The 12652-nt window shown below is 64.8% G+C and carries 9 protein-coding genes and 4 tRNA genes; 9 read left to right on the forward strand and 4 right to left on the reverse strand.

Features of this window, described 5'->3' with window-relative positions:
* The first annotated feature begins 433 nt into the window (after positions 1-433).
* From AT701_RS14155 to AT701_RS14165, 4 genes are all read left to right on the forward strand, one after another.
* Positions 434-1513, forward strand: coding sequence for a hypothetical protein (locus tag AT701_RS14155; protein ID WP_223495548.1), 1080 nt, complete (start codon positions 434-436; stop codon positions 1511-1513).
* Positions 1510-1806: a hypothetical protein gene (locus AT701_RS14160; RefSeq protein WP_058126045.1), complete on the forward strand. Its 297-nt coding sequence runs from the start codon at positions 1510-1512 to the stop codon at positions 1804-1806. Before AT701_RS14155 ends, AT701_RS14160 begins: the two co-directional genes overlap by 4 nt.
* Positions 1807-1931: 125 nt before the next feature.
* The gene (locus tag AT701_RS34740; RefSeq protein ID WP_223496128.1) at positions 1932-2108 is read left to right on the forward strand and encodes a glycoside hydrolase family 19 protein; all 177 of its coding nucleotides are present in this window, start codon (positions 1932-1934) and stop codon (positions 2106-2108) included.
* 120 nt (positions 2109-2228) lie between these two features.
* Positions 2229-3632 carry an IS1380-like element ISMsm10 family transposase gene (locus AT701_RS14165; RefSeq protein WP_058126046.1) on the forward strand — a complete coding sequence of 468 codons (1404 nt, stop codon included), beginning with the start codon at positions 2229-2231 and terminating at the stop codon, positions 3630-3632.
* A 277-nt stretch (positions 3633-3909) separates the two neighbouring features.
* Here AT701_RS14165 and AT701_RS14170 read toward each other — a convergent pair whose 3' ends face one another.
* Positions 3910-5313, reverse strand: a complete 1404-nt coding sequence (locus AT701_RS14170) for an IS1380-like element ISMsm11 family transposase (RefSeq protein WP_058126047.1) — start codon at positions 5311-5313, stop codon at positions 3910-3912.
* 365 nt (positions 5314-5678) lie between these two features.
* Between AT701_RS14170 and AT701_RS34745 the strand changes: the two genes are divergently transcribed.
* Positions 5679-6449 (forward strand): hypothetical protein, encoded by a 771-nt coding sequence (locus AT701_RS34745; protein WP_157892546.1) that lies wholly within the window; start codon positions 5679-5681, stop codon positions 6447-6449.
* Between the two features lie 717 nt (positions 6450-7166).
* On the opposite strand, the gene AT701_RS14185 is transcribed toward AT701_RS34745, so the two are convergent.
* From AT701_RS14185 to AT701_RS14195, 3 genes are all read right to left on the reverse strand, one after another.
* Positions 7167-7241: transfer RNA gene (locus AT701_RS14185), tRNA-Val, on the reverse strand.
* Between the two features lie 12 nt (positions 7242-7253).
* Positions 7254-7327 (reverse strand) — tRNA-Cys (locus AT701_RS14190).
* 28 nt (positions 7328-7355) lie between these two features.
* Positions 7356-7428 (reverse strand) — tRNA-Gly (locus AT701_RS14195).
* Between the two features lie 497 nt (positions 7429-7925).
* Between AT701_RS14195 and AT701_RS14200 the strand changes: the two genes are divergently transcribed.
* The 4 genes from AT701_RS14200 (at position 7926) to AT701_RS14215 (ending at position 12620) form a co-directional block, all read left to right on the forward strand.
* A tRNA-Val gene (locus AT701_RS14200) sits at positions 7926-8000 on the forward strand.
* A gap of 341 nt (positions 8001-8341) precedes the next feature.
* Positions 8342-9940, forward strand: coding sequence for an ABC transporter substrate-binding protein (locus tag AT701_RS14205; protein WP_157892548.1), 1599 nt, complete (start codon positions 8342-8344; stop codon positions 9938-9940).
* Positions 9937-10932, forward strand: a complete 996-nt coding sequence (locus AT701_RS14210; RefSeq protein ID WP_058126051.1) for an ABC transporter permease — start codon at positions 9937-9939, stop codon at positions 10930-10932. Before AT701_RS14205 ends, AT701_RS14210 begins: the two co-directional genes overlap by 4 nt.
* 5 nt (positions 10933-10937) lie before the next feature.
* Complete coding sequence (locus AT701_RS14215) at positions 10938-12620, forward strand: dipeptide/oligopeptide/nickel ABC transporter permease/ATP-binding protein (protein ID WP_223495550.1); 1683 nt, start codon at positions 10938-10940, stop codon at positions 12618-12620.
* Positions 12621-12652 lie beyond the last annotated feature (32 nt).

A 12652-nucleotide genomic window follows, 5' to 3' on the forward strand; every position in this document is an offset into this window, starting at 1 on the left:
CGCGACACCGCCAAGGCCGCCCGCGACGCGCCGCTGCAACATTTGCGGGGTCACGGTGCTCAGCCCGGACCAGATGTGCCCCTCCACAAGGGACTGCGCCGCCTGGTGTGCCGGTGGTGCGGCAGCGAATACATCGGCTCCCGCGGCACCAAGTGCTGCAGCGATAGGTGTCGCCGACGAGGACAAGCCCACGCGATGCAGTCACGTCAACGTTCGGTGCAGCCCACCGACGCTGGCAGGTGACCCTTTGCCGTTTGCTCGGCGTTGACTAGTCTCACCCCGGTAGGCGTGTTGTTAGAGGGGGAACGGTCGTGGGGCCGGCAACAGCCGGGCGGGGAGTTTGCCAACCAGGTCGGAGATAGAAGGTTGGGATACATCGGAGCTTGAGAACGCGGCTTCAACCTGGCGTGCAGCGGCCGCCCAGTCTGAGCAGGTGTTTGACCAGCACCGACAGAACATCGCTGCACCTGGCGGCACCACGTGGGAAGGCGACGCCAAGGACGCGGCGCTCAACCGTGTGACGGCCGATGTGAGCGTTGTCCGGCATCAAGGTGACGTAGTGCGGGCCGCGGCCGACATTGCCGAGAGCGGCAGCGGCGATATCCAGGCGGCGCTTTCCAAAGTCCTGGACGCCATCGCTGCGGCAGAGGCCGACGGGTTCCGGGTCGGTGAAGACCTGTCGGTAACCGACACCAAGCGAGTGGACGTGTTCTCGATGGCGGCACGCCGGACGGCCCTATCAGAGCACGCTGAGGGCATTCGCTGGGCAGCAGAGCAGCTGGTGCAGACTGACACCCTGGTGGGTAAGCGGCTGGAGGCCAAAGCGACTGAGCTGCAAGGAATTCAGTTCGATGGCGAAGGTCAGTCGGATCACGTTGTACAGGCCGTGGACTACAGCACCATGCCGGAACGGCCGCAGTTTCCGCTGCCCGAGAAGCCGTGGGACTACAACCTGGACCTGACGACCGATCTGAAAGTCGATGGCGGCAAAAGCGCAGGCGCGGGCATCACCATCGATGACGTGTGGAAAGAACTCCACCGATGCTTTAATTGCAATTTCCCAAGGGGAGGCGCACCCAAGGACTTCCCGAAGGTTGGCGATGAGCTGCCTCTGGAAATCAAAATGGCTGGGGCCAAGCTGGCGAATTTCCCGGTGAGGGTCACTCAAGCCGAGAAATCTGGCTCGGAGATAAACATCGAATTCGAAACCCTCCCCGGACATGTGGACGGCCCAGGTAGCACGATCCACTTCAGGTTCTTCGAGCAGGGCGGTGAGATACACCTCGGTATCAACGCGCACGTGACCGATCCTGGCCCCGGCACTCAGCCATTCCCAGTTGGACCGGCGTTCAGGGCCGGATATACGGGCATAGCGCATCTGACTTGGCAGCCCTACATTGATCGCTTGGCCGATAACATCCAGCAGTCTCGTGGTGTAGTGCCCAACGTGGGGCCTCCGGTGGTGCCACCAGGATTACCGCCTATTGCCGTACCGAATACAGGTGGACGATGAAGCGAGCGTTGACAATTGCAGGTTGGCTGGTCCTCGGCATTGTGGCGGGGCTTGCCGTGTACGCGGTGCTCACGCTGATTCTGGGAGCCGCTGGCTTCTACTCGTTGGCGATGGGCACGGCGACGGTGCTGGGGTTCCTCAGTGCCGTCGTCGGCGCGGTGGTGATGTTGCGCCGACGACGGAGCCCCGACCGATATGCGTTCTGGGTGGGGATGGTTCTGTTCCTTGGGGTTTGCTCGGTGCAGGTACTGGTTCTCAGCCCTCGCTTGGTCTGGCCGCTGAACCTCATGTAATGCAGGTGGGCGAGTACACCCCCACGTCGCCCATCAGACCGTCACCTCACGACCATGAGTAACCCGGGGGGTGGGGTTCAAATCTCTGCCTGATCCCTGAACACTTTCTCTCTGCCCGGTCCCTGATCACTTTCGAGGAGTATGCCGACGGCAGCGACTATGAAGGCAGAACGGACCTCGGTAACACCCAGCCGGGCGACGGGACGCGCTACAAGGGCCGCGGGCCTATCCAGGTGACCGGGCGGCACAACTACACGCAGATGAGCGAGGACCTCGGGGTTGACTTCGTGAACCATCCTTAGCCTCGATCCACCGATGGAAAGCCTGGATAGGCGGGTGTCGATATAAGGAAAGTGCCTTCTGAGCTGCGATGATGAGTGTTCCTTACGCACTTATCGGCACAACTTCGAAAGGCACTTCCGGTGAAAGTGTCGCACAACTTCATGGCTGCGTCTGCAGTGTTCGATGATGAGCATCTGGTGTCGTGCGCCGGCCTGGTGCCGGTGATGACCCTGGCCAGCCAGACCGGGCTATCGGACCTGATCGCGGACAAGGTCGAAATCGTTGAACCGCGGATCAAGTCCGGCTCGGCCAATCCGTCACCGAAGCTGACGACAGTAATCGCCGGAATGTGCGCCGGCGCCGACAGCATCGACGACCTCGACATCGTGCGCTCCGGTGGAATGAAAGCCCTCTTTGGCGGCGTGTACGCGCCCTCGACCATCGGAACACTGTTGCGGGAGTTCACCTTCGGACACGCCCGACAACTGGAAGCAGTGCTGCGTGAGCATCTGGGCGGGCTCTGCGAGCGCGTCGCGTTGCTACCCGGCGCCGATACCCAAGCGTTCGTCGACATCGATTCACTGCTGCGCCCGGTCTACGGCCACGCCAAACAAGGAGCCTCCTACGGACACACCAAGATCGCCGGCAAGCAGATCCTGCGCAAAGGCCTCTCGCCGCTGATCACCACCATCAGCACCACCACGGGTGCCCCGATGATCACCGGAGCCCGGCTGCGGGCGGGCAAGACCAACTCCGGCAAGGGCGCAGCCCGGATGATCGCCCAAGCAGTCACCACCGCCCGCGCCGCCGGTGTCAACGGGCAGATCCTGGTGCGCGGAGACTCGGCCTACGGCAACAGCACCGTGGTGAATGCCTGCCGACGCGCCGGTGCCCACTTCTCGCTGGTGCTGACCAAGACCCGCGCCGTCGCTGCGGCCATCGAGGCCATCAGCGATAACGCCTGGACCCCGGTCAACTACCCCGGCGCAGTGCGCGACCCCGACACCGGCGCCTGGATCTCCGATGCCGAAGTCGCCGAAACCACCTACACCGCTTTCAGTTCCACCAACACCCCGGTCACCGCTCGGTTGATCGTGCGCCGGGTCAAAGACGCCCGATACCTCGATGCGCTGTTTCCGGTGTGGCGGTATCACCCCTTCTTCACCGATTCCGACGAACCCGTCGACGCCGCTGACATCACCCACCGCCGCCACGCCATCATCGAAACCGTGTTCGCCGACCTGATCGACGGACCGTTGGCGCATATGCCCTCCGGGCGGTTCGGCGCGAACTCGGCCTGGGTCCTGTGCGCGGCGATCGCCCACAACCTGCTGCGCGCCGCCGGGGTGCTCGCCGGCGGTGCCCATGCCCTCGCGCGCGGAGCCACACTGCGCCGCAAGATCGTCAACATCCCGGCTCGACTGGCTCGGCCCCAACGCCGACCCATCCTGCATCTACCCTCGCATTGGCCGTGGGCCCAGCAGTGGCTCACATTGTGGCGCAACACAATCGGCTACAGCCCGCCAACTGCTGCGACCCACTGACCACCGGACCCACAGGCCCCGACCCGAACATCACAGGAAAAGCTGGGCAGACCAGCGGCTACAGGCTGCCCACGACCTGGGCGCACGACAAAAATCAGCCCCAAACAACCTCAACAGGGTCGATCCACGGATCGAGGCTTAGCCTGAATCCGTGGAGCGGCCCTCCTTGAGGTGTCCGTGTGTGGTTTCTGCTGCGTTCGGTGTTGCGGGCATGCGGTAGTTGCTGGTCTGCCCAGCTTTTCCTGTGTGCTCCGGTTGGGCCTGTTCGGCGCGTTGGTCAGGTCGTTGCCGGTAGCGGTGGGCTGTATCCGATGGTGTTGCGCCACAACGTGAGCCAGTGCTCTGTCCAGGGCCAGTGCTCGGGGAGGTGCAGGATCGGTCGACGCTGGGGTCGGGCCAGACGGGCGGGAATGTTGACGATCTTGCGGCGCAGCGTCGCGCCGCGGGCAACCACGTGGGCACCTCCTGCGAGCACGCCGGCGGCGCGCAGCAGGTTGTGCGCGATCGCCGCGCACAACACCCACGCACTGTTGGCACCGAACTGTCCTGAGGGCATGTGGGCCAGGGGTCCGTCGATCAGATCGGCGAAGACGGTTTCGATGATCGCGTGCTGGCGGTGGGTGATGTCAGCCTCGGCGGTCGGCAAGTCTGTGTTGGTGAAGAACGGGTGATACCGCCACACCGGGAACAGCGCGTCCCGAAATCTCGCGTCTTTGACTCGCCGCACCACCAACCGCGCGGTGAACCGATCTTTGGTAGAGGCGAAGGCGGTGTAGCTGACCTCGGCGACCTCGGCATCAGAAATCCAGTCACCGGTGTCGGGATCACGCACTGCACCGGGATAGTTGACCGGCTCCCAGGCCTGCTCGTCGATCGAACTGATGGCCCGATCAACCGCGGTATTGCGGGTCATCACCACCGAGAAGTGCGCATTGTGGGCTCGGCAGGCGCCCACCACCGACCGGGTGCCGTAGGACGAATCGCCACGCACCAGCAGTTGCCCGCGCACGCCGGCGGCGCGGGCGGTGGCGATGGCTTGGGCGACCATGCGGCCCGCACCCTTCCCGGAACTGGTCTTACCGGCGCGCAGCCGCATCCCGGCGATCACCGGCGCCGCTCCGGGGGTGCTGATCGTCGTCGCCAACGGGGAGAGCCCTTTACGCAGAACCTGCTTACCAGCGATCTTGGTATGCCCGTAGGAGGCACCCTGTTTGGCGTGGCCATAGACCGGGCGCAGCAGTGAGTCGATGTCGATGAACGCCCCCGTGTCGGATCCGGGCAGCAGGTCCACCCGCGCACAGAGTGCGGCCAGATGATGACGCAGGACCGACTCCAACTGCCGGGCGTGTCCGAAGGTGAACTCCCGCAACAAAGTACCAACAGTTGACGGTGCATACACACCGCCAAAGAGTGTCTTCATGCCACCGGCGCGAACCAAGTCGAGGTCATCGATGCTGTCCGCGCCGACACACATGCCGGCGATCACCGTGGTCAGCTTCGGGGACGGATTCGCCGAGCCGGATTTGATCTTCGGTGCCGGAATGGAAATCTTGTCGGCCAACAACTTCGGTAGTCCGGTCTGGGTGGCCAGCGTCATTACCGGCACCAGACCGGCGCACGACACGAGATGGGCATCATCGAAGACCGCCGACGACACGGCGAACCTATGGGACACTTGCACCGGAAGTGCCTTTCGAAGTTGTGCCGATAAGTGCCTAGAGAACACTCATCATCACAGCTCAGAAGGCACTTTCCTCGTCACGACACCCTGCGACCAGCCAATTCATCGGTGGATCGAGGCTTAGCCGCTGTTTCTCCTCGCCGGTGGGTGGTCGGCAGGTGGCGGCGCAGTCTGCCCGCCCGGGACGTCGGCAACTTGCCGCCCAAGACTCTCGAGCACGGCTCCGCCGGCGGCGCGCGGTGAAGCGGCTTTGGACGCCTTCCGGCGGACGTGGTTTCGATCCGTCGGTGTTCAATGGATCTTGTGCGCGTTAGGGTCGGCCGGCTTGCTGTCCTCAAATGGCGATGTCTGCTAGGACGTAGCCTGTGAGTTCGTCCGGCAAGTTCTGGTTTCTCTTGGGGTTCGCGCCAACGATTCTCGTTCTTGCTTCTGTTGCGTGTGCGCGCAGCTTCCATTGGCAGCTTGGAGATGTAGCGGGATGGCTGTCCGGCCTAGGGTCACTAGCTGCTGTTGGTGTCGCGCTGTGGATTGCTGTGAGTGACAACCGGCGTACTCGCATAGCGCAGGAAGAGAACACTCGGAGAATCCAGCGAAGGGCGGTCCGTCATGCACAGCGCATCGACCTCGCTGTCGACGGTCCTTACTTTCACGACCGCGCAACACGATCTGTCACTTGGACAGTGAAGCTTGAAAATTTCGGAGATCGTGCGATCTACGGCGTCCAGTGGTCGCGTTCTAGAGCTGTTATTCGGCTTGGCGACGGCAGTCAGCGGATGCTGATAGCCACGACGAATATGAAAGATCCGCCGACGGAATCGCTGACCGCAGCGGAAATGATGGTGGACGACGTAACGCCGATGGCGCTCAAGGCGGGTGACTTCTGCTCGGTCGAGGCGTCCTTGGACCTCGGGCACTATCCCGCATTAAGGAATCAGCCCGTCGCGCCGATCGATCTCGTTACCTTCGAAGATGAGGACGGCAACCGCCTGGGCGCAATACCGCGCGTTGGAGACCCTGTGTCCATTGACGGCGCGACTAATTATCTGGTCCGAAGTGAGTGGGCGATCGTAGGGCAAAATTACGTCGACCAGGCATTACGTGAGGTTCGAGCCAAGATGAGACCTCTAGAGGAGTGAGTCCACCGTCGATCGCCTTTGGGCGCCTTAAACCCATGGCAGGTTCCCGGCGGAAATCGGCTCCCAATTAGCCGAAACCCTATGCTTCCGGTTCTTGGCGCCCGTCTCCCCGGCGCGGGAGTACGCCCGACACCGCTCGACGCACACCGGCTTGAAGATCACGTCTTTCTCCGACATGCCAGAGCCGGCGATCTCGTTCGCGTACTCCCAGTCGAGAGGGCCGTTGCAGTGTCTGCACGTCTGATCCCACTGCCGATGATCGATACCCATGTATTGCGGCATAAACCGACGGTACTGGGGTCCGGCTGGTGATCACAGGAAACTGGCGTGTCGTAGAACTGCATTGTTGGGGGTGCTGATCCTCGCCGGCGCCCCTTGCCGTCGGACGCAGCGACGCATTACCGCTCGACGATTCCAAGGCCGTGCCGGGTGGCACCCGTCGTGCGCCGCGCGACGGTCGCCACGTCTAGCACCTCGGAGCCATGATGCCGGCGACGTCCGAGCAAACGGACCCCGCGGCTGGCGGGCACGAAAGCGATACGGCCGCGCAGCGATCCGACCAACTAATCCGCCCGATCGGATCGCGAACAGAGTCGACCGCCTCAACTCCGACGTGAGCCGACTTCACCGTGAAAGTCAGGACCGGGGCAGATTGGGCACGTATTGGGCACAAAAACAAGAGAAGCCCGAAGTTGCCGGCCTGAGCTGCGGAAATAATGGTGCGCGATACTGGGATTGAACCAGTGACCTCTTCCGTGTCAGGGAAGCGCTCTCCCGCTGAGCTAATCGCGCTGGTCGAACTGTTGGAGGTGGAGACGGGAATCGAACCCGTGTGCACGGCTTTGCAGGCCGTTGCCTCACCACTCGGCCACTCCACCGCGGGGGTTGATGCCTTTCGCACCTTCGAGCGGATGACGGGATTCGAACCCGCGACCCTCACCTTGGCAAGGTGATGCGCTACCAACTGCGCTACATCCGCGCGCCACGGGCGAGATCGTCGCCCGTCGCGATGCAGAACATTAGTCGACGGAGGCTCAAAGGCACAAATCCGCATTACGAACGGGGAACGGGCGGTCAAAAACCATGTTTCGTGGCAGGTCGGCGGCCCGTCTGTCGAGGTGGACCGGCGGGTTTCGGCAGCGGGCTCCCACATCTGCCGTGGTGTGACCTTGCCCACACGCGTCACACCCGTCCCACTGGTTACCCGCGCCGGCGCGAGTGAAACCTGCCCGGCCGATCGAGCGTGCGCTCAGGGCGGGCTGCGGGCCGAAAACCCGCCAAGGGTGCACGGTGGATTCGGGCACTGCGCGCCGGCCGATCGAGCGTGCGCTCAGGGCGAGAAATCGGGCCACATCCCGCCAGGGGCGCACGGTGGGCAACACGAACGCGACAGGGGGCAAGATCGAAAACAGGGCCTCTGGGCAGGCGATTCCGGTTCTGCGGGCAAGGCGTGCTAGTCTTCCTCCTCGTTCCCATGGTCTCGTAGCTCAGTGGGAGAGCGTCCGCCTCACACGCGGAAGGTCGCTGGTTCGAACCCAGCCGGGACCACCACATCGACAACGTGCCGCCCCCAGGGGCGGCATTTTTCACGCGTGGGGTGCCTCGATGAGTGCCCATCCCGCGAACACGCATCTTTTCTCGACGGAAATCTGACCGCGTATCGAGTGCGAGAAGAACTGCGATGCAATCGGATTCGGACTCTTTGCGGTGTCCGGCCGTCGTCAGGTCGGCGATGGACCGCCCATCGAACGTGTTGCGTCGCGTACGCTCGGCACCGGCTCGGCTGAATTAGGTCAGCCACACCTTAGTTTGATTGCCGAATTAGTTCGACGACCGAAGGATTTCTCTTGGTGGGCCCTGTCCGGCGCTCCCGCGTCGCTCCGCTGGTCTTGGTGACTTCCCTGCTTGCTGCCGCGTGCGGTTCGGATCCAGGGGACGCGCCGGGGTCCGGTCCGGTCGCGGCCGACTCGCTCACCGTTGCGGTGGTCAAGGACAGCGGGCCCCTGAACATCTTTGCGGGACAGACCGATCAGATGGCCGAACTGATCTACGACAAGCTGCTGGCCCCATCGCCGTATGTGGCCGAACCGCAACCGTGGCTGGCCACCGATGTGCAGCAGGTCGACGCGACCACATGGGACGTCAACCTCCGTGACGACGTCACGTGGCACGACGGCGAACCGTTCACCGCCGACGACGTGGTTTTCAGCTTCCATTTCATGCACGCCGCCCCCACCGGCCGATTCACCCACCATGTCAACGACACTCCGTCGATCTCGGAGGTCGTGGCCACAGGGGACAACTCCGTGCGGTTCGTCTGCGACTACGCGTGTCCGGAACTGGGCACGGTCACCCTCGCCGACCTGCCGGTGCTGCCCGAGCACTTCTGGTCGAAGATCGACGCGGCGAAGGCCAAAGAGGTGACCGACCTGCCCATCGGGACCGGCCCGTTCAAGCTCGTCGAGTACAGCCCCACCAGCGGATACCGATTCGAGGCCAACGCAGACTACTTCGCAGGCGCGCCGACCGTCGATGAACTGGTGATGCCGGTGATCGCCGATACCTCGGCCGCTTTCACCGCCATGCGCTCGGGTCAGGTCGACGCCGTCGACCGTGCGCTCACGCCAGAGCTGGTCGACCAGTTCACGGCATCCAGGGATATCGGCGTGGTCACCGTATCGCCCCTGACGTACCCGGAGCTCAAGCTCAACTTCACGCGAGAACCCTTCGCGCAGCCGGACTTCCGGGCCGCACTGAACCTGGCCGTCGACCGTGACAAGCTGCTCGACATCGTGGCCCTCGGTCGAGGTCGGCCCGCCACTCAGGGTTACGTTCACCCCGACGCGCCGTTCGCCGACCCCGACGCATCGACCCCGTACGAACCGCAGCAGGCGGCAACACTGCTCGACCGGCTCGGATGGGTCGACACCGACGGTGACGGCGTGCGCGAGAGCCCCGACGGCAAACCGGCCCGGTTCGAGCTCATCGTCGACGGCGGCAACGCCCCGCATGTGCGGGCCGCTGAGTTGCTCGTCGAAGACTTCGCCGCGGCAGGCATCGAGGTGAGGGTCAAACCGCTCGACGCGGGCTCGCTCACCGACGCGTCGGCCAACAAGGCCTACGACTTGTACATCACCACCAACACCCCGCACGCGGTGGCCGATTCGACGCAGTTCATCATGTCGCACCGGTCGGGCAATCTGTGGAAGCATCCCGATCTGCCCTATCCGGAGTTCGATGCGTTGTACGAACGGTGGCGGGCCACCGACACCGTTGACTCGCGCATCGCGGTGATGCAGCAGATGCAGCAGCTGTTCAACCGGCAGCCGACGACCATCGCCCTGTACTACCCCGAGGAGCACTGGGGCTACCGTGCCGACGCGTTCGCCGGCTGGATCGAGACCCCCGGCTACGGCATCGTGCACAAGTGGTCGTTCCTGCCCGCGGACGTGGTCGAGGGCGCCAACGCGGAAGCACCGCGGGCCCGATGACGGCTCTGCGCCGGGTCTGGCAGTACGCACTGGTGTTGTGGGCGGCGGTGACGCTGAACTTCGCGCTGCCGCACCTGGCGCCAGGGGACCCGGTCGTCTATCTGTACGGCGGTGCCGACCAGTCGCTCGACCCGGCACTCCTCGACGAGATCCGCACGAGTTACGGACTGGACCGGCCGATCCTCGACCAGTACGTCTCGTTCTGGGCCGGCCTGCTGCGCGGCGATCTGGGACTGTCGGTGCAGCACAACCGCCCGGTGATCGACGTTCTGGCCGACAAGCTGCCGTGGACGTTGGCGTTGGTCGGCTTGGCGACGCTGCTGGCGTTCGTGATCGGGGCCCTGCTCGGTACGTGGGTGGCGTGGCGGCGTGGCACCGCGAAAGAAACCGGCACGGTCACCACGGTGCTGGCGTTCGACTCGATGCCCGGGTTCTGGATCGGCATGATCCTCATCGCGATCTTCTCCGTCAGCCTGGGATGGTTCCCGTCCTACGGCGCCACGACCATCACCGCAACCGGTGCCGACCGGCTCACCGAGGTGGTGTCCCGAATGGTGTTGCCGCTGGCGACATTGACCATCGCCAGTGTCGGCGCATTCTTCATGATGACCAGGGCCTCGATGAGCAGTGTGCTGGACGAATCGTTCGTGCGGCTCGCTCGCGCCAAGGGGCTCGGTGAAATCCGGATCGCCGTCGGGCACGCGCTGCGCAACGCGATGTTGCCCGTGTACACCACGCTCACACTCACCCTGGGGGCCATGCTGTCCGGCGCTGTGGTCGTCGAGACCGTGTTCGCCTATCCGGGGCTGGGCAAGCTCATCTTCGATGCGGTCACCGCGCGTGACTATCCGTTGTTGCAGGGCGCGTTCCTGCTCGCCACCGTGGGGATCGTCGCAGCGAACCTGGTGGCCGACCTCACCTATCCCTGGCTCGATCCGCGGGTGCGTCGTGGCCGGCCCGCGCCGAAACATGTTGGGGCGGTGAGCGGATGAGAAACATGAGGCTCGTCGGAGTGCGGCACCGCTCGCAGCGCATCGCCACGATCGGTTCGGCGATCCTCGGCGTGCTGGTGGTCTCGGCGCTCGCCGCGCCGTGGCTGGCGCCCTATGATCCCGCCGTACGGGTCACCCGGCCGTTCGCGACGCCGTCCTCCGCGCACTGGCTGGGCGCCGACGACGTCGGTCATGACCTTCTCTCGATGCTCATCCACGGCGCCCGTATCTCGCTGTTCGTCGGCATCACCGCCGCGATCGCGGCCACCGTGATCGGCACGCTCGTCGGGATTCTCGCCGGTTATGTGCGCGGTGTGCTCGACACGATCCTCATGCGGATCGTCGATGTCGTGCTGGCCATGCCGGTCCTGCCGTTGACCATCGTGATCGGCGTCTTCGCCGGCCCAGGGCTGCGCACCCAGGTGATGGTCATCGCGGGCGTCCTGTGGGCGGGCCTGGCGCGCGAATTGCGCGCTCAGGTGTTGACGCTGCGCGAGCGCGATCACATCCAGGCCGAACGTGCGATGGGTGCGGGGGCCTTCTACGTGCTGCGGCGCCACATCACACCTGCCGTGATACCGCTCGTCGTGCCACAATTCGTGCTCACCGTCAAGACCGCGATCCTGCTCGAGGCGGCACTGGCGTTCCTGGGCCTGGGCGACATCTCGGCGGCCAGCTGGGGGTCGATGCTGTCGATGGCGCACGCGCGCAACGCTTTCCTGACCGATGCCTGGCTGTGGTGGGTGGTGCCGCCGGGGCTTGCCATCGCCGTCACGGTGCTGTCCTTCGCCTTACTGGGCAATTCGATCGAGGATCGCGCGCGGCCGATCCTGCGCCGGCCTTCCCGCCGGCCCACGGCTGCGCCGACCGGGCAGGACCACGATGCCGGGCACGACCCGCTGGTGATCGACGGGCTCACCGTGGTCTACGGCGAGCAAGAGCGTGTCGGCGCCGCCGACGTCAGCTTCACCGTGGCCGCCGGTGAGATCGTCGGCCTGGTGGGGGAATCGGGCAGCGGTAAGTCCACCGTCGCCGCGGCAGCCATCGGACTGCTCCCCGCCGCGGCGCGCGTCGCGGCCGGTCGGGTCCTGGTGGATGGCCGCGATGTCGCGGCGATGTCCGGGGCCGATCTGCGTGCCATGCGCGGTAACCGGATCGCACTCATCCCACAGGAGGCGCTGGGCGCGTTGAACCCGGTGCGCACCATCGGATCTCAGATCGACGAAGCCGTCCTGGTCCACCGGTCGTGCGGCCGCGACGCCGCACGGGCACGCACCTTGGACCTGTTGGCCCAGGTGGGTCTCGACGGCGATCTGGCCGACGCGTACCCGCACCAGTTGTCCGGCGGTATGCGCCAGCGCGTCGTGATCGCGATGGCGCTGGCCAACGATCCGGACGTGCTGATCGCCGATGAACCCACGAGCGGACTCGACGTACTCAGCGAGGCCGAGGTGCTGAGGCTGCTCGACCGGCTGCGCACCAGGCATTCGCTGGCTCTGCTGATCGTCAGCCACAATCTGCCGGTCATCGAACGGATCGCCGACCGTGTCGCGGTGATGAAGGACGGTGCCCTCGTCGAGATCGGCCCCACCGCACTGGTCACCGAATCCCCGCAGCACCCCTACACTCGCAGGCTCGTCGAGTCCGCACCTCGGCTTGCCCCCGCCCTGCAGGGGGCCACCCGATGAGCGTGCTGCTCGACATCGACGCGGTGTCCGTG

Origin of the sequence: Mycolicibacterium smegmatis (assembly GCF_001457595.1) — a bacterium.
Lineage (GTDB): Bacteria > Actinomycetota > Actinomycetes > Mycobacteriales > Mycobacteriaceae > Mycobacterium > Mycobacterium smegmatis.